Source organism: Acidocella sp. (genome assembly GCF_028687955.1).
In the GTDB taxonomy this organism is placed as follows: domain Bacteria; phylum Pseudomonadota; class Alphaproteobacteria; order Acetobacterales; family Acetobacteraceae; genus Acidocella.
In genome coordinates, this window is the sequence record NZ_JAQTZC010000051.1 from 1 (window position 1) to 16,396 (window position 16,396).

Genomic DNA, 16,396 nt, shown 5'->3' on the forward strand with positions numbered 1-16,396 from the left:
CTTGTGTTCCAGCACCATCCGCACCGCACGCTCGCGAACCTCAGGTGAAAATTTGTTGCTCGTTCTGTTCGTCATGACCCCATCCTCTCAAGAGTTGGAGCCTCCGGCAAACGCGGGGCGGTTCAGGGCATTGATCTCATCATCGGAAGGGGTGCGCTTGAGGGCCATGTGGTGAACCGGCTTGGTGAAATCTAAACGCGTCACCCTGGCATTTTTGCTTCTGGTATTTCAACTTCCGAATCGGAATCTTGACAAAGCCAGATTTGGTTTCTCAGCCCAAAGCTGTGCTCATTCCTATGCTGCTTCCTAATCTCAATCCTGGGTGCAATCCTAACCTCATCTCTATGCTCAATCCTGATCTCTAATTTCGTCGGTCAGGTGTGGTATCGGATTACGTTTCTACGACAGACCAAGGAATGCTAGCGCATGCGTGAGCGGTGGTAGGATGGGCATCACGCGATGATACTGGCCGCTACTGATGGCGTGGTGATGACCGCCAGCGATGATCCAATGCCCATGTAAAACAGGGGCCATTACTTGTCTCCAAACATTACCGATATTTCAATTTACGCAAGCAATCGTAACGCGGTAGTGCAGCTTGGCGTTGTCTCCATGTAACTGGGAGGCTTGTGATGATTGCCGGATCGGATGATGGCTACGAAGAGATCGTCACCCAGATTGGCGAGGCAGCCAGCCTTGCGGCCATGCAGAAGATTGCGGGAAATATTTGCAAATTCTATCATCTGGCGAATATGGCTTATCACGCGGTTTATATTCCCGGCGCGAAGATGTTCAATCCGATCCTGGTTTTGACTTACGATCCAGGCTGGGTCGCGCAGTATAAGGACAATGACTACTTCAAAATCGATCCGGTGGTTGTATCTGGCACGAAGAGTTTTTTGCCGTTGGATTGGGCGCAGCTCGATCAGGAAAATGCCGTGGCGCGGGGGTTTTTCGCGGAAGCTGACCGGTTTGATGTTGGCAGGCAAGGTATAACTCTGCCGGTGCGAGGGGCCGGGGGCGAACGCGCGTTGTTCACAATCACCGCCAATATGTCGATGAGAGAATGGGAGCAGCGCCGGGCAGGCTATATGAAAGAGTTCCAGATGATCGGGCATTATATGCATGATCGGATTGTCGAGCTCTCGGGATACCGGGATACCGCACCCAAGCCGGCGTTATCCCCGCGCGAGATGACGTGCCTGGAGTATGCGGCGCGCGGTGCGACCGTGAAGCAGATCGCGGCAAGTTTGCGCATTACCGACCGGGCCGTTCGTTTATATTTGTCATCCGGCTGCGCCAAGCTCGGTTGTGCCACGATCTCGCAGGCGATTGCCCAGACGGTGTCACGCGAAATGCTGCGCCCGTAAGCGGGTAGCCAGCGCATCTCGAAAGTTCAAGCCAATATAACGTTAATTATATATTTAACCGACTGAAGCAACGCCCTGTCATCTTATGTGGCAGGGCGTTTGCGTTATCCCGCGCGTGGGGTGCGGCCGAAATCCAGACAAAACTTGTAATTGATGCGCGATTGAAGAGGCCTGTCAAGATTCCGATTCGGAAGATTGCGGCCTGAATCATCCGGCTTGTAAACATGAATCCGCCGCGCTGAAGACGGTCAAATCTCTCCCGCAAGCGGCGCTGATATTTTGTTGGCCATGATGTTTCAAGAACCGAAGCGGAGCACAAATGATCATAACTTTGAGCCAGGATGACAGGATTGAGCATCCCGCCTTGTTCGACCAGATGTTTCAATCCCGCGCGGCGGTCTTTCATGACCGGCTGGGCTGGGATGTGGTGGTCAAAGACGGCCATGAGGTTGATCGCTACGATGAACAGGCTGATACGGTCTATCTCCTTGCGGTCGATGAGCATCAGCAAGTGCGGGGTTCCTTGCGGTTGTTGGCGACCACCGGGCCGACAATGCTGCAAAGCGAGTTCAGGCATTTTTTCGATGATGATGTGGACGTGTCAGCGCCCACGATCTGGGAATGCACGCGGTTTTGCGTGCCGCCGGTTCTGGGCAGGACCGAACAAGATATGGGCATTGTCTCTGCTGAATTGCTGATCGGCCTGTGTGAGCTTTGTATCGCGTCAGGCATCGAATTTGTTGTCGGTGTTTACGACACGCCGATGACGCGCATTTATGCACGGATCGGTTGGTGCCCGGAGGTTTTGGCGCGGGCACGGCCGGAGATTGGGAACATAACCGCCGGTATTTGGGAGGCGACGCCGGCGGTGCTGTCAACCATGCGTCAGCGCCTGGCCGCCCGGTTGCGCGGGCGGCCGGTTCTGGTGACGTAAATGGCCGCGCGGCGGGAAAGGTTGCCCGGATATCGGCTCGCGGGTGTACTGCTGTGTCTGAGCGCGATCAGCCCGGCGCCGGTTTTTGCTGCGAGCCTATCAGATGCGGATTTTGCAACGCTCGCGGCGCGTTGCGCGCCAGGGTTACCGGAGGGGGTTTTGCGCGGCGTTGCCCGTACGGAGAGCAATTTTTATCCCTGGATGCTGCACGATAACAGCACTCACTTCAGTGCCAGCCCGGCGAGCCTGGCCAACGCCGAGGCTCAGGCGACCGCATGGATCGCCGAGGGGCATTCCGTCGACATCGGCCTGATGCAGATCAACAGCGCCAATCTGCCCGCGCTGGGGATGACGATCGGCGCGGCGCTCGATCCTTGCACGTCATTGGCGGGCGGTGCGGCGGTGCTGCGGGCCGCTTATGGCGCTGGCCCGGTGGGCAGCGGGCAGCAGGCCGCCTTGCTCATGGCGCTGTCGATCTACAATACCGGCTCACCGCTCAAAGGGATCATGAACGGCTATGCGAGGCGCGTGATGCGCCATGCGAACGAGGCGGAATCTGGTCTTTCCGCGTCGCCGCTACCACCCGCCACCGCGCCGGACATGCCACCCGTGTGGGATGTTTCCGCCATGGGTCATTATGCGCAGGCCCATGGCGCGCCCTGGCTGGTGCCGCTGGGGCTGGATGCCACCAGGCAAAGCAATGCGGCGGCCGCCGAGGCCGGCTCTCCACTCCAAACGATGAGGTCGCCATGATCGACATGATTGCCCCGATGCTTCTTGCACAGGCGCAGAGTTTACGCCTGACTAGATTATGGCCTGTGGTCGCCCGATCGTGGTCCGTGGCGCTGCTGGCGGTTCTGCTGGGGCTTCCGGCGTTTGCCTACGCCCAGACCGTCTCGGGCGGGGCCAGTCCGCAGACCATGATCAATAATGTCTGCACCTTCATCCTGGGGCCGTTCGGCGAGACGATCGCCGTGCTCGGCATTATCGGCATCGGGTTTCTGTTCATGTTTGGCCGGGCGTCGCTGGGGGTGATTGCGGGCATCATCGGCGGTATCGTCATCATGTTCGGCGCTTCCTATCTCGGCCAGACCCTGACGGGGGGCGGCTGAGATGGAGCCCCTGGAAGTCGATACGCTCTACCTCGCGGCGACGAGGCCCGCCATGTTCATGGGCGTGCCGCTGAGTCTGGGGGCGATGCTGCTCATGCTGGCGGGGCTAATCGTCGTGATCTTCAAGAACCCGCTTTATCTGATGGTCATGGCGCCGCTCTGGCTGGGGGCGCGGGAGCTGGTGGCGCGCGATTATAACGCCGTTGGCGTCGTGCTGCTGTATTTGCGTACCGCAGGTCGGTCAGTTGACGTTAAGAGATGGGGCGGGGCCTCGGTGTCACCGGCACCGGTTCGTGACCATCGCAATGGACATGGGCGGGGGATGCGCGATGTGGGGGGATAGCGCCCGCGCGGAGCGCGCCGCCACGCAATATCTGCCCTATATCGGGCATATCGGGCCGCAAACCGTGCTGCTGGAAAGCGGGGCGCTGCTGGCGATGGGGCATGTTGAAGGCCAGGCGTTCGAGCTGGCCGATCATGCGCTGCGCAATGCAAGGCTGCGGCTGCTGAACACGACCTACCGCAACCTCGCCGATGACACTGTCACCCTCCATACGCATCTCATCCGCCATGCCGATCTGGACGCAGCACCCACCCGCCAGTTCCGCTCCGGCTTTGCCCACGCGCTGGACGCCGCATACCGCGACAAGGTGCTGGCGAGCCGGCTGCACCGGAATGATTATTTTATCAGCCTGGTGGTCTCACCGCGCAGCCCGCTTGGCACGGGCATGGCCAGAAAATGGGAGCGGCTCGGGCGTAAACCCCCGGAAGCGGCGGAGGGTCTGGCGCGAGAGTTAGAGGACCAATGGCTTGTTTTGGCCAATGGGCTGGAAGAGTTCAGAGTCCGGCGCCTCGGTGTGTATGAGCGGGATGAGATCGCCTTCTCGGAAATCGCCGAGGCGTTGCGCCTGATTATCACAGGCAGGCCGCTGCCGGTGCCGGTTGTTTCCGGGCATCTGGGTGATTCGATTTACACCGATCGCGTTATTTGCGGGCGGCGGGGCATAGAGATACGCGCGCCGGATAAGAGCTTTTTCGGGACGGTTTTCTCCTTCCGGGAATATCCGGCGAAGACCCGGCCGGGGATGCTGAACACGCTGCTCTCCGTGCCGTTCCCCATCGTGCTGGCGCAATCCTTCGCCTTCGTCACCCGCGCCCAGGCGCAGGACCGGCTGTCTTTGAAATCCGCCCAGATGCTGGGCGCGCAGGACAAGGCGGTCAGCCAGATCGCCGGGCTGGAGGAAGCAGCGGATGCCCTGGCGTCCAATGAATTCGTCATGGGCGCGCATCACCTCTCGCTGGCGGTCTATGGGGATTCGCTGGCGGCGGTGGAGGAGCACGCTGGCCGGGCGCGCGGACGGTTGGCCGATGCCGGGGCCGTGGTGGTCGAGGAGCGGCTGGGGCTGGAGGCGGCCTTCTGGTCGCAACTCCCGGGCAATCTCGAATGGCGCACGCGACCCGGGGCAATCAGTTCCCGCAATTTTGCGGGGCTATCCAGCTTTGATAATTTTCCCAGCGGTGAGGAAACCGGCCATTGGGGGGCGGCTATCGCGCGGTTCCGCACGGATGGTGGCACAGCCTATGACTACGTGCCGCATGTTGCTGACGTGGCGATGACAATCATCTTCGGCCCCATAGGTTCGGGCAAGACCGCGTTGCTGATGTTTCTGCTGGCGATGTTCGAGCAATCGATGGTGGAGGAGAATACCCCATCGGGCCGGGCTGGCTCGGTGGTGTTTTTCGATAAGGACCGGGGCGGGGAATTGCTGGTGCGCGCCACGGGCGGCACCTATCTCGAATTGCGCCGTGGTGAGGCGTCGGGGCTGGCGCCGCTGCGTGGGCTGAAGGACACCGAGGCGGATCGGGATTTTCTGCGGGGCTGGCTGATCGCTCTGGTGCAAAGCGACGGCAAAGGCGGGCTGAATCCGGAGGATGAGAAGCGCCTGGAGCGTGCCATCACCCGGCAGATGAGCATGCCGGAAGAGTTGCGTTCGCTGGCTGGTTTGCGGGAATTCCTCGGCCATGCCGACCCGATGGGGCTGGGTCCTCGCCTCGAGAAATGGTGCCGGGGTAATGCGCTGGGCTGGGCGTTCGATGGAGAGCGCGACGAGGTGCGCCTCGATGGCGCGATCACCGGCGTCGATATGACCCAGCTGCTCGAACATGACGAGGTCTGCGCGCCAGCAGGAGCGTATCTGCTCTATCAGGTGACACAAATTCTCGATGGGCGGCGCGTCGTGCTGAGTATCGATGAATTCCGCTTCTACCTTAAAAACCCGCAATTTGCCGCTGTGGTCGATAATCTGTTACTCACCGTGCGTAAAAGCAATGGCGCGGTGTTTCTCGCATTGCAGATGCCGGAACACATTCTGGAAAGCCCGCTGGGGCCGTCGATCGTGGCGCAGTGCCAGACGAAAATCATGTTCCCATCGCCGACGGCGGACCGGGCGGTTTATATTGAAGGCCTCAAATGCACCGAAGGGGAATATCGCGTGGTGCGCGAAGAGATGGCGGTCGGTAAGCGCCGCTTCCTGCTCAAGCGCGAGCAGGCCAGTGTTATTTGCGAATTCGATCTCGGCCAGATGCGCGATTATGTCGCTATACTTTCCGGCCGGGCGAATACCGTGCGCTTTGCAGAAAAACTGCGCCGCGAGCTAGGCGATGAGCCAGACAAATGGCTGCCGGAATTTTTAAGATCCTACCATGATGCCAAGGATTGAGAGGAGGATGATGTGAATCCGAATAGAATTGCATATGTGGTTGTGAGCGCCGGAGTGATGCTGAGCGTTGGCGTGGCGCCAAAGGCCGCCGCGCAAATGGCGGTGATCGACAGCGCCAATCTGGGCCAGAATATACAAACTGCGGCGCAATCAATCATCGCAGTGGAGCAGCTAAAGGCGCAATTGTCGCAGCTTGAGCAGACCTACCAGATGTTCACTAACCCCACCAATGTCTTGGGCATGGCGGCTGGAATGGAGAACCAGTCCATCGAAAACCCGATGCCCATGGCGAACGCGATGCCGGGGCTGATCGGAGGAACAACCGCGCCGTCCGGTGCGGCCGCAAGTTATTTTAACCAGAACCATGTTTATGGACCAACGGATGGCTCGGCCGCGAGTGCGCAGTTGAATGCTAATGGGAATGCTATCGCGAATATCGAAGGCATCGCATCGACGAATCTCACCGCGATTCAACAGCGTATGCAGGATTTACCGAATTTGGAATCGGATTTGAACGCTGCCACCTCTATCACCCAGGTTGATGCGATCAATGGCCGCATCGCGGCGGAATCGCAATTCGTGCAGGCGCAGCAGGCGCAGGCGCAAAACCTTCAGGTGCTGGCGAGCGAGCAAGCATCGTCGCAGCAACAGCAGCAGAAGGAGCAGTTCGTCGAGGATATGACCAATGCCTCTTCGGACTACAGCCAGGCAGCTGCCGCCGATAATACAGGACAATAGCCATGTTAAAATCCCAGATTATAATTGGTTTATTGATCATCATAGGTGGCTGCGGCGCACTTTATCTCGTTGTCGATAACAGCCATTCTGGTCGTTCAACTGGTTCTTCAAGCAGTGAAATAACCCCGGTGAACTTGCCGCCTGAAGTGCACTCGGCGGCGTGGTATGTTCGCCATCCGGATGTTCTGAAGCAGGATGAGCGGCGCTGTGCCGGAAATGCCGAAATGATGACGCCTGCCGGATGTCAGAACGTAGCCTCGGCGGATGCGCAGCTCGCGGGCGCGGATTATGCGAAGGCTGCAGCGGCATTCAATGCGTCATCGGGACAATCGAAATCAACACCAAAACCTCAATGAGGTGAGTGATGGCAAGCGCAAGCAATCTTGATCCGTTCTATGTGTTTGATCAAACGATCCAACAACCATTTACGAATGGAATGACGGCCACTGTGAATGCCGCGATGTCGGCGATACAGGGGCCGCTCACGGCAATTATAGTGTTGTGGATTTTATTGACGGGTATACTCGTGATGCGGGGAGATGTCGGCGTCAGGACCGGCATTTCGAGGATCATATCGGTCAGCCTGGTGGTTGGTATCTTGATGTCCGCAACACTCTATAATGAGTATATCGTATCATTCTTTTCAAGCGGTATTCCAAACTGGCTTTCATCGGCGTTTTTGGGTGTCACGGGCGCACAGCCCACGGCCCATCAATTTGATGCGATCTGGAATGAAGCCAATGAGCTATTTGTAACCGCAGAAAGGAACTTGAACTTCTACAATGTTCTGTATTCTGTGGAGCTTGGTCTTTTGCAGGATCTGATTGTTTTTCCAATCGGCATCACCTTTCTCATTTATGAGGCAACCAGGATCATGATCGATGTTATTGTCTCGATCGGTCCGTTTGTATTGGCCGGTTATCTATTTTCCGCGACCAGGGGGATAGCTGATCGGTTTATTGGCAAGCTGATCGGTCTGACAATTCTCACGCTGCTTATCGATATCGTGTTGAGCATTATCATCAATGGTGACGCGGCGTATTTCAATGTCAGCATGACCAATCTGAGTTTTGCGAATACGGCGGAAACGGTCACCATCTGCATCCAGTTTTTGGTTTTTTTGACTCTGGGCAGTTTAATCTGTGCCTTTTTACCGGCTGTGGCGAGTTATCTCGGCGGTGGTGTTGCCGTCAGCCCGTTGAGTATGGCGTCGTCGGCGATCCAGGCTGGGCGTGTGGTGCAAATGGTTCGCGGTGGCGGACGGCCAGTTCCAGGGAGAGCGTAGATGCACAATTTTATGATTATCTCAGCAAATAATCTAATTCATCTTCCCCTCGTGCTCATTTTGATTTGGATTGTCTATCGGAAATTTTTCTCGAAAAAGCCGCTTCCCGCGATATTGACGGTTCCTGGGCGGTTATTTCGATTTATGCTGATCATCATCACCTTTGGGCTTCTCGCTGGGTGTTCCAATCCTGATCCTCTCGCCGTGGCGTCCGGGCCGCTCTTTGCGCTGAATCCGGGGCATTGGCAGCCGACACCGCAGTATCTGGCCGCCCCTCCCAAGGTTGCGGACCGGTAGGGCGTGATGGATCAGAACTCCGGCACAATCCCGCTCGCGCCCGCCATGCTGGATAAGCATTACAGGGACGTGTTGTCCTTTCAGGAAGCGCGGGCGCGGTCGGCCCGGCTGCTCTCCAAAGGCGCGTTGGTGGCGTTCGGCCTTTCCATGCTCGCCAATCTGGGGCTGGCATGGGCGGTGGCTTCGATGCTGCCGCTCACCAAATTGGTGCCGGTGTATTTTCTCATCCGCCCGGATGGCACGATCGATAATTCAGTCGCGCTTTCAACCTTGCCGGCCTCCACCCATCAGGCAGTAATCCGCGCGGCCCTCTGGCAATATGTGCAGATGCGCGAAGGTTATTCCTATGATACCGCTCGCTACCGCTATGACATCGTCTCAGGCATGTCGGATGCCGCGACAAAAGCCGCCTATCAGGCGTGGTTCAATTATCCCAACCCGCAATCCCCGCAGGTGACCATCGGTAAGAATGGCGTGGTGACCGTGGAGCCGATCTCCGTAGCGCTGATCGGCCCTGGCGTAGCGCAAGTTCGCTACCAACGGATCTTTGAGGCGGGCATGAATACCGCTGTTACCACCACCTGGACCGCAACGGAGCAATTCGAGCAGGTCGATACCATGCCTGATGCCGAACGGCTGCATGACCCGGGCGGCATCATCATTACCAGCTATCAGGACGAGGAGGATACCGCGCCATGAAGCGGATTTTTGCGCTTGTGCTCGTGGTTGGTGTGGCAAGTATGGTGATGGCGCGCGGCGCCTATGCTGATCAGACGCCGAATGCGGGCCGCTATGACAGCCGCATGCGCTATGTCGCCTACAATCCGGGCCAGGTGGTGCATCTATCGACGATCATCGGCGCGACGATGGTGGTGAGCTTCGCGCCGGATGAGACGGTGACCTCGGTGGCGGAGACGGACAGTTTGCATCTGGCGGCGGTACCAAAGGGCAATTACCTGTTTCTCAAGCCCAGCGCCGCGCTCAAATTGCAGCCGATCATCGTGCTTACCCAGCGCAAGGATGGCGCGCTCCGGCGCTACGTATTCGAGATCGAGACCGTGGATGCCCCGAGCACGGCAGATGGGGCGGCGGGTGTGTTCTACTCGGTGCAGTTCACCTATCCGGCGGATGCGGCCAAAGCGGCGGCGGCGCGGGCGGCTGCCGATGCCAAAAAGGTCGCGGCGCTCAACCGGCTGGCCTTGGCGCGGGCGACGCAAACCGCCGCACAGTCGGCATTCCAGAATGAGCAGAGCAACCCTTACGCCGGGCCACGCAATTACAAATACGTTGCCAAAGGAGATCGCTCGCTGGCACCCTTGGCAGTGTGGGATAATGGCTATTCCACGCTGCTGCAATTCGCAGGCAACGCCCGCATCCCCTCGATCTTCGTGATTGACCCTGATGGGAAGGAGGCCACGGCTAGCTACGCAGTCAATGGCGATATCGTGCAGCTCGACCAGACCGCACGGGAATGGCGCCTGCGCGATGGCGGCACGGTGCTGGATATCTATAATCTCGGCTACCAGTCTGTGGGTGGTAATCCTGAGACCGGGACGACCAGCCCGGATGTGTCGCGGGTCGTTGTGCCGCCGGGTAGCAGCCTGCCGGGAGCCACGCCATGAGCGGGCAAGCGCCCAACGGGCCGGAGGCGGCGGGGAGCCGGAGCGATCAGGCGGCAGCCTCGCCGGTGGAGGATGGGCGTTCGCCGGTCGCAGGCACGCCGCGCCGGGAGCTGACCACCGGCACCAAGCTCGGCATTCTGGCGCTGGTGGCGGTTTTGGGGCTGGGCTTTATCTGGTTCAATGCGCTGTTCAGCCATAAGCGGGCGGACCAGCAAAAAATCATCCCAGCGGTATATACGAATGAAGGCGAGGTTTTTAACGGTCCACCGGACGCGGCCATGAAGCCCGCCGCGCCAAATTTACCTGCCCCCGCCGATACACAATCGGGATTTTTGGAGGCACCCGCGCAAGCCTCGCCGGCCTCGGCGCCAATCCTGGCCTTCTCCGGGTCATCGGTACCGCCTCCCATGCAGCCGGTCGCATCAACGGGCACCCAGCCAGGCGCCACGGCGGCGGTGCCGCCGATGCCGGATAATTCCCCTTTGGCGGCCCGGCTGAAGCCCACGGTTCTCGATGGTGAACAAGCCTCGGTGCTGCAAAATCCCGACATGGTGATCACCGAAGGCACGATGATCCCCTGCACCCTGCAAACCGCCATCGATAGCCAGTTGCCGGGGTTGGTGACCTGCGTAGTGCCGATCGATATTCGCGGTGCTACCGGCAACGTCGTGTTGCTCGACCGGGGCACAAAGATCGTCGGGCAGTTGGAGAGCGGCCTTCTGCAAGGGCAGAACCGGGTGTTCGTTGATTGGACCCGGGCCGAGACGCCGGATCATGTCATCGTCACGCTGGATTCCCCCGGCTCCGATGAGTTGGGCCGGGCGGGGCTACCGGGCGCGGTGAATAATCATTTCTGGGACCGGTTCGGCGGGGCGCTGATGCTCACCCTGGTGCAAGGCGGGTTGCAGGCCGGAACCCTGGCGGCGGCGGGGAATGGCAGCGGCAATTCGACGTCGCAGCAGGCGGCGTTGGGATTTGTGTATGCCGCGCAGAGCAATGGCCAATCGGTTGCCAACACGGCTTTGGCGAATTCCATCAACATTCCGCCGACGCTGACCAAGAACCAGGGCGATACCGTATCGTTGATCGTGGCGCATGATCTGGATTTTTCCAACGTGTACCGTCTGCGGCTCGATAATACCGGCGCGGAGACGGGCAATGGCGGGTGAGGCGGCGCGCTTACTGACATTTTTGATGCAACCGCTGGCGTCCTGGCTGGACGACCCCGCCACGGAAGAAATTTGCATTAACCGGCCGGGGGAGCTGTTTGTCCGACAGCGTGGCCGGTTCCGGGTGGAAGCCGTAGCACTCGATTATGCGGCCCTCGAGGATATCGCCACCCTGGCCGGGGCGCTGCGTAAGCAGGATGTCGGACCGCGCAGCCCGCTCTGCGCCACCGAATTGCCGGGCGGGGAGCGGCTGCAAATTTGCATGCCGCCGGCAGTGCCCTCAGGTACGCTGAGCATCACCATCCGCAAGCCGGGAGGCTCGGTGGCGCCGCTCGACTCTCTGGTGAGCCGCTACCGGGTGGCGGGCTGGAATAACTGGGCCAGCCGCAAGCAAGCGGCGCAGCGGGACTTTGCTCACCTGCTCGCCCTCTATGATGCAGGGGACATCAAAACCTTCCTGGAACGTGCCGTGCAGGCGCGGCTCACCATCCTGCTCTGCGGCGCCACCGGCTCGGGTAAGACGACGATGAGCAAAACGCTGATCAGCGCCATCCCGGCGCAGGAGCGGCTGATCACCATCGAGGACACGCTGGAGCTGGTCATCCCCCAGCCCAATCATGTCCGGTTGCTCTATGCCAAGGACAATATCGGCTTGGCGCGGGTGACGCCTGAGATGCTGTTGCAAGCCAGCCTGCGGATGAAGCCGGATCGGATCCTTCTGCAGGAGCTTCGTGATGACGCGGCCTGGACCTACATTAATGAAATCGTTTCTGGTCACCCCGGCTCGATTACCACCATCCATGGGCGTAATCCCGAGCAGGCGTTCAGGCGGTTGTTTGCCCTGGTGAAGGGTAGCCCGCAGGGCGGGAGGTGGGATGACAGGACGCTGATGGAGTTTTTATCCGCCGCCGTCGATCTGATCATTCCATTCCATAATGAGGGGGCGGTGTATGAGATTGGCGAGGTGTGGTTCGCCGCCGACGCGGCTCGCCGTGGCGAGAGTGCTGCGCATTTGTTGCGGGCGGCCTGAGTCATGAGCACCTCGATATCAGAGCAAACCGGGCAGCTCATCGTCAAAACCGGCTTCGGCATCATCCTGGCGCTGATCGCTTGGACCGTGGTGGCGTCCTTCGTGTTTTTGTTCGGGACCGGGCTGCTGCATGAGTTTCCACATCCGTTCTGGCAATGGTGGCTGTATGCGTTGAATTTTGACGGCAATCCGCGTGTGGCGCTCTGGCTTAAAATCGGTGCCGTGGGCGGCGCCGTGCCGCCGGGGTTGATGATCGCGGCGCTGATTTATCGTGGCCAGCGCGTGGTAGGGCCAAAGCTCCGGCGGCCGCTATTGGGCGGCATCGTCAAGTCTCCGCTGGCGGTAACGGATAATCATGGTCGCGCGGCCTGGATGAGCATGGCGGCGGCGCGGGAGCGGTTCCCGGGGCCGAACCCTGGCTTTGGTGGTATCGTCGTGGGCGAGGCTTATCGGGTCGATCAGGACAAGGCGGCGGCACGGCGCTTCGACCCGGAGGACGCCAAAAGCTGGGGGCAGGGCGGGCAGGCGCTGCTGCTGATTGATCCGTGCCGGGAGGGGCCAACGCACTCTCTGATGATCATCGGGAGCGGCGGCTACAAAACCACCACGGCGGTCTCGACGCTGCTGAACTGGACTGGCTCGGCGGTCGTTCTCGATCCCGCCGGTGAGCTTGCACCTATGCTGCGGGAGGCGCGCAAGGCGATGGGGCATATGGTGCATGAGCTCGATCCGCGTGCGGGGACTGGGTTCAATGTGCTGGACTGGATCGACACCACCTCCCCCCTGGCGGCGACGAATATCGATTCTGTGGTGGCGTGGGTTTGTGGCGATAATAAACCTGCGGCCAAAAAGGATGATTTTTTCGACAGCATGGCGCGCAACGTGGTGCGCTGCTTCCTCGCACATATTTTGTTCGATCAGACGGCGCCAGAAAAACTCAAAACCTTGCGGGCGGTGCGCAACGCGATCGCGATGCCGGTTGCGCAAGTCCGGGCCGTGCTGCGCGGGATATTTGAGACGAGCCCCAGCCTCTATGCGCGCCAGCTGGCGGGGCCGGTTTGCGGGCTGGTCGAGGAGACGTTCAGCGGGGTGATCGGCAGTGCGGCCGAACTGACCACCTGGCTCGCCAATCCGGCCTTTGCCAATCTGGTCTCCGGCAACAGCTTTAAGACCTCTGACCTGCTGGCTGGCAAGGCAACCATCTTTCTCAAAATGCCGTTGAAGGCGCTGGAGACAGAGCCTGGCATATCACGCACCATCATCGGCGCGTTGCTCAATGCCGTGTACGAGGCGGATGGCGCGATGCGGGGGCGGGTGTTGTTCCTGCTCGATGAGGCGGCGCGGCTTGGCTATATGAAAATTCTGGAAACCGCGCGTGATGCCGGGCGCAAATACGGCATCACCATTCAACTGCTCTACCAGTCGAGCGGGCAAATCGTCGAACAATGGGGCGAGCAGGGCAAGCGCTCCTGGTATGATGGCGTGTCTTATCGCTGCTACGCGGCGGTGCAGGATCTGGATACCGCCACCGAGTTGGAAAACTCGTTTGGCACCTACGGTGTAATGGCAAGCTCCGAGGGCATGAATACCGGCAAATCCGGCAAGGCCATGCAATCTTCTTCGCTCTCGCGCGGTTCGAATATTTCTTATCATGAAATCGGACGTCCGCTGATCCGTAGAGCGGAGTTGATGCACGATGTGCGGGATGACGAAATGTTTGTGCTGGCGCGCGGCATGGCGCCGCTGCGCTGCGGACGGGCGATTTATTTTAGGCGGCCGGAGATGCGGTCGCGCGTGGCGGAAAACCGCTTTCACAAGCCGTCGCGTCAGGCCGGCACCAACCAGCAATCAAACCGGGAAGGAGCATAACCCAATGTCTGAAATCGATGCCGATCTCGACCGTGCCGCCGCCGCGTACTGGCTGTCCGTGGCCAGTAAATCCACGCCGGAGAAGAATGCGGCCCTCTCCCGGGCAGCGAGCCTGTTGCGCGATGCGCGGGCGGAGGCGCGTATCCCCGACAGCGCACGCCAGCCAACACTCAATGATCTGGACGCGCCGCCAATGGATGTGGCGCATCGGCGGCGGCTGACGCCGTGACAATCGTTGGAGGTTCCGCGCCGGGTTGCTTCGGCATTCCTGCGCTCCTGTGATGGAACGTCAGAGCGACAAGGCGGAACATCGCAGGGGGCAGCCAGCGCCACCTTTATCCCTGGAGGTGATTGCCGCGCGGCTGGCGGCGTTAGATGCCGGGCAGGCGGCGATGAATGGCGCGCTGGGGCTGATGCTGGATACGATGCATGTGCAAACCACGCTGCTGCGCAAGCTCAACGAGTTCGCCGCCGATGATGCAGCACCTTCGCCGCTGCTCACAACCCTGCAGGGTCTCACCGCCGCGATCATGGAGCTGGATGCGTCGGTTGGCGATGTGGAACGGAAATTCGACGGGCTGGCGCAGGTTTTGCGCATGGCTTTTGGCGTGCCGCCCGGCGAAGCGCCGCCCGATCACAACGGGCCGGAATGGCCACAGTCTCCAGGCATGGATGGTGAGGGCGGCTGAATGCTGACCTATCGCACCGGGGCGGCGGGGGCGCCGGCAGCGGCGCGGTTCATGAGCGAGCATTTATTGCAGCAGACTTTGTCGCCCGAGATGGCGGCGATGGCCGAATATTATGAGCAGGGTGTGACCCCGCCAACGCTCGCCGATGCCGCCGCGTCGCGCTACGGCCGATTCATGGCCGGAGGCACTCCGTTGCCGGCGGAAATGCTGGATGGGCTGGTGCGGGTGGAATCAGAGCGCCTTGCCGAAAGCGGCGTTGCAATAGCCACGGGCGCGGATAATGGGCTGGATGAACTGATTTTGCGGGCTTTGGCGGCCTTTGCGGCGGCGGGGCTGGTGGGCCGTGAAGAAGCGCTGGGCTGTCTGGCTCGGCTGTCTGGGGCGGGACCAACCAGAGACGGGGGCGGTGAGGGGACAGACGACAAAGAGAGACACTTGGACGCTGCGATGGCCGAGGCCGCGTTTGCGCCAGATCGCAGCAGTGCGACTGCAGCGCCCCGGCGGGACATGAACCCGATGTTGGCGCGGCGGCTGGGGATTGAGCCGCATCGCGGGCTGAAACCTGATGAGGTGGCGTGCCTGCTGAACGGGCAGCGTGCGGATGGCGGCGTCATCGAGGGCCGGGTGCAGCGCGCCTCGAGCCTGCCGCTGGCGCAGATTTTTGGCTTGGATGCAGCACGGGTGCCAACGCCCGAAGAATTGGCGCGGATGCTGGCGGGGCGGAAGGTCAATGGCGAGGCGTTGCCCGCCGAGGAAGCCGAGCGGGCGGTGCGGCGTTTGCTGGCGGGATTGGGCATCAAAGACAAAACACTTACCACCGAACAGCGCGCGCATATTCTCAAAGGGCGTGATGCCGATGGCCGGGAGGTGAGTGCCCGCCAATACCGGACCATCTTTGAAGCCGCCAAAATGCGGATTGGCTATATCGATCTGACCTTCTCGGCCCCGAAATCGCTCTCCATTGCCTGGGCGTTTGCCCCCACCAAAGCCGAGCAGGCGATGCTGCATCAGGCGCATCGAGACGCGATCGATAATGTCATGGCCGTCATCGAGCAGGAGATTGGCCGCGCCTCAATCGGTGATGCGGCGAAGCGGGGTTATGAGGCCGGTTCTATCGGCTGGGTGTCCTTCGATCATTACGCGGCCCGGCCGACGGTTGAGATCGTGCGGGAGGATGAGCACGGGGAGCCGGTGACTGAGCTGCATACGCTGACCGGCACGCAAGGCCGTGCGCCGGGCGATATGCAGATGCACACCCATGTTGCCGTATTCAACATCGTGGAAACGCCGAGCGGGCGGGTGGGCAGCATCAATCTCGCACTGCTCGAGGGGCGCATTCATGAGTGGGGCGCGCTGTATCAGGCCTATCTTGCCAATCATCTGCGCGCCCATGGTGTAGTGGTGGAACTCGATGCCCGCACGGAGATGGCGAAACTCTCCGCCGTGCCGGAAACCGTGGTCGCGCAATTTAGCAAACGGACCATGGGTGGGACCGAAGCGGCGCGGGCCTATGCCAAATCGCAGGGACTGGACTGGGAGACCCTTACCCCAGCCCGGAAAA

18 protein-coding genes are annotated in these 16,396 nt (G+C 60.3%); all 18 read left to right on the forward strand.

Annotated elements, in window-relative coordinates:
* Positions 1-632 precede the first annotated feature (632 nt).
* The gene (locus PHE40_RS07895) at positions 633-1,370 is read left to right on the forward strand and encodes a LuxR family transcriptional regulator (RefSeq protein ID WP_299960474.1); all 738 of its coding nucleotides are present in this window, start codon (positions 633-635) and stop codon (positions 1,368-1,370) included.
* 319 nt (positions 1,371-1,689) lie between these two features.
* Positions 1,690-2,304 (forward strand): acyl-homoserine-lactone synthase, encoded by a 615-nt coding sequence (locus tag PHE40_RS07900; protein ID WP_299960477.1) that lies wholly within the window; start codon positions 1,690-1,692, stop codon positions 2,302-2,304.
* Positions 2,305-3,057, forward strand: a complete 753-nt coding sequence (locus PHE40_RS07905) for a lytic transglycosylase domain-containing protein (protein ID WP_299960480.1) — start codon at positions 2,305-2,307, stop codon at positions 3,055-3,057. It abuts the gene before it with no gap.
* Positions 3,054-3,416 (forward strand): pilin major subunit VirB2, encoded by a 363-nt coding sequence (gene virB2, locus PHE40_RS07910; RefSeq protein WP_299960483.1) that lies wholly within the window; start codon positions 3,054-3,056, stop codon positions 3,414-3,416. Before PHE40_RS07905 ends, virB2 begins: the two co-directional genes overlap by 4 nt.
* A 1-nt stretch (position 3,417) precedes the next feature.
* The gene (locus PHE40_RS07915) at positions 3,418-3,759 is read left to right on the forward strand and encodes a type IV secretion system protein VirB3 (RefSeq protein WP_299960485.1); all 342 of its coding nucleotides are present in this window, start codon (positions 3,418-3,420) and stop codon (positions 3,757-3,759) included.
* On the forward strand, positions 3,746-6,136 hold the full coding sequence (locus tag PHE40_RS07920; protein ID WP_299960488.1) for a VirB4 family type IV secretion/conjugal transfer ATPase: 2,391 nt from the start codon (positions 3,746-3,748) through the stop codon (positions 6,134-6,136). The genes PHE40_RS07915 and PHE40_RS07920 overlap by 14 nt, the downstream gene beginning before the upstream one ends.
* 57 nt (positions 6,137-6,193) lie before the next feature.
* Positions 6,194-6,874 carry a type IV secretion system protein gene (locus tag PHE40_RS07925; protein WP_299960491.1) on the forward strand — a complete coding sequence of 227 codons (681 nt, stop codon included), beginning with the start codon at positions 6,194-6,196 and terminating at the stop codon, positions 6,872-6,874.
* A gap of 2 nt (positions 6,875-6,876) precedes the next feature.
* The gene (locus PHE40_RS07930; RefSeq protein WP_299960494.1) at positions 6,877-7,230 is read left to right on the forward strand and encodes a hypothetical protein; all 354 of its coding nucleotides are present in this window, start codon (positions 6,877-6,879) and stop codon (positions 7,228-7,230) included.
* A gap of 8 nt (positions 7,231-7,238) precedes the next feature.
* Positions 7,239-8,159 (forward strand): type IV secretion system protein, encoded by a 921-nt coding sequence (locus tag PHE40_RS07935; protein WP_299960497.1) that lies wholly within the window; start codon positions 7,239-7,241, stop codon positions 8,157-8,159.
* Entirely contained in the window at positions 8,160-8,456 is a 297-nt protein-coding gene (locus PHE40_RS07940; RefSeq protein WP_299960500.1) for a type IV secretion system lipoprotein VirB7, read from the forward strand.
* A 6-nt stretch (positions 8,457-8,462) separates the two neighbouring features.
* A complete protein-coding gene (locus PHE40_RS07945) occupies positions 8,463-9,155 on the forward strand; it encodes a type IV secretion system protein VirB8 (RefSeq protein WP_299960503.1) in 693 nt (230 codons plus the stop codon).
* On the forward strand, positions 9,152-10,078 hold the full coding sequence (locus PHE40_RS07950) for a TrbG/VirB9 family P-type conjugative transfer protein (RefSeq protein WP_299960505.1): 927 nt from the start codon (positions 9,152-9,154) through the stop codon (positions 10,076-10,078). The genes PHE40_RS07945 and PHE40_RS07950 overlap by 4 nt, the downstream gene beginning before the upstream one ends.
* Positions 10,075-11,247: a type IV secretion system protein VirB10 gene (gene virB10 / locus PHE40_RS07955; protein ID WP_299960508.1), complete on the forward strand. Its 1,173-nt coding sequence runs from the start codon at positions 10,075-10,077 to the stop codon at positions 11,245-11,247. Before PHE40_RS07950 ends, virB10 begins: the two co-directional genes overlap by 4 nt.
* The gene (gene virB11 / locus PHE40_RS07960) at positions 11,237-12,277 is read left to right on the forward strand and encodes a P-type DNA transfer ATPase VirB11 (RefSeq protein ID WP_299960511.1); all 1,041 of its coding nucleotides are present in this window, start codon (positions 11,237-11,239) and stop codon (positions 12,275-12,277) included. Before virB10 ends, virB11 begins: the two co-directional genes overlap by 11 nt.
* A 3-nt stretch (positions 12,278-12,280) precedes the next feature.
* Entirely contained in the window at positions 12,281-14,146 is a 1,866-nt protein-coding gene (locus PHE40_RS07965) for a type IV secretory system conjugative DNA transfer family protein (protein WP_299960514.1), read from the forward strand.
* 4 nt (positions 14,147-14,150) lie between these two features.
* Complete coding sequence (locus PHE40_RS07970; protein WP_299960517.1) at positions 14,151-14,375, forward strand: hypothetical protein; 225 nt, start codon at positions 14,151-14,153, stop codon at positions 14,373-14,375.
* 52 nt (positions 14,376-14,427) lie between these two features.
* Positions 14,428-14,835 carry a hypothetical protein gene (locus tag PHE40_RS07975; protein WP_299960520.1) on the forward strand — a complete coding sequence of 136 codons (408 nt, stop codon included), beginning with the start codon at positions 14,428-14,430 and terminating at the stop codon, positions 14,833-14,835.
* The coding region (gene mobF / locus PHE40_RS07980; RefSeq protein ID WP_299960523.1) for a MobF family relaxase at positions 14,836-16,396 on the forward strand (1,561 nt) is incomplete at its 3' end. It abuts the gene before it with no gap.

Bases quoted from the DNA above. Each gene is read 5' to 3' on its own strand.
- PHE40_RS07935 (WP_299960497.1), top strand. From the start codon at position 7,239: ATGGCAAGCGCAAGCAATCTTGATCCGTTCTATGTGTTTGATCAAACG.
- PHE40_RS07930 (WP_299960494.1), top strand. From the start codon at position 6,877: ATGTTAAAATCCCAGATTATAATTGGTTTATTGATCATCATAGGTGGC.
- PHE40_RS07915 (WP_299960485.1), top strand. From the start codon at position 3,418: ATGGAGCCCCTGGAAGTCGATACGCTCTACCTCGCGGCGACGAGGCCC.
- PHE40_RS07950 (WP_299960505.1), top strand. From the start codon at position 9,152: ATGAAGCGGATTTTTGCGCTTGTGCTCGTGGTTGGTGTGGCAAGTATG.
- PHE40_RS07965 (WP_299960514.1), top strand. From the start codon at position 12,281: ATGAGCACCTCGATATCAGAGCAAACCGGGCAGCTCATCGTCAAAACC.
- PHE40_RS07940 (WP_299960500.1), top strand. From the start codon at position 8,160: ATGCACAATTTTATGATTATCTCAGCAAATAATCTAATTCATCTTCCC.
- PHE40_RS07900 (WP_299960477.1), top strand. From the start codon at position 1,690: ATGATCATAACTTTGAGCCAGGATGACAGGATTGAGCATCCCGCCTTG.
- PHE40_RS07925 (WP_299960491.1), top strand. From the start codon at position 6,194: ATGCTGAGCGTTGGCGTGGCGCCAAAGGCCGCCGCGCAAATGGCGGTG.
- virB10 (WP_299960508.1), top strand. From the start codon at position 10,075: ATGAGCGGGCAAGCGCCCAACGGGCCGGAGGCGGCGGGGAGCCGGAGC.
- virB11 (WP_299960511.1), top strand. From the start codon at position 11,237: ATGGCGGGTGAGGCGGCGCGCTTACTGACATTTTTGATGCAACCGCTG.
- PHE40_RS07920 (WP_299960488.1), top strand. From the start codon at position 3,746: ATGTGGGGGGATAGCGCCCGCGCGGAGCGCGCCGCCACGCAATATCTG.
- PHE40_RS07905 (WP_299960480.1), top strand. From the start codon at position 2,305: ATGGCCGCGCGGCGGGAAAGGTTGCCCGGATATCGGCTCGCGGGTGTA.
- virB2 (WP_299960483.1), top strand. From the start codon at position 3,054: ATGATCGACATGATTGCCCCGATGCTTCTTGCACAGGCGCAGAGTTTA.
- PHE40_RS07945 (WP_299960503.1), top strand. From the start codon at position 8,463: ATGGATCAGAACTCCGGCACAATCCCGCTCGCGCCCGCCATGCTGGAT.
- PHE40_RS07975 (WP_299960520.1), top strand. From the start codon at position 14,428: ATGGAACGTCAGAGCGACAAGGCGGAACATCGCAGGGGGCAGCCAGCG.
- PHE40_RS07895 (WP_299960474.1), top strand. From the start codon at position 633: ATGATTGCCGGATCGGATGATGGCTACGAAGAGATCGTCACCCAGATT.
- PHE40_RS07970 (WP_299960517.1), top strand. From the start codon at position 14,151: ATGTCTGAAATCGATGCCGATCTCGACCGTGCCGCCGCCGCGTACTGG.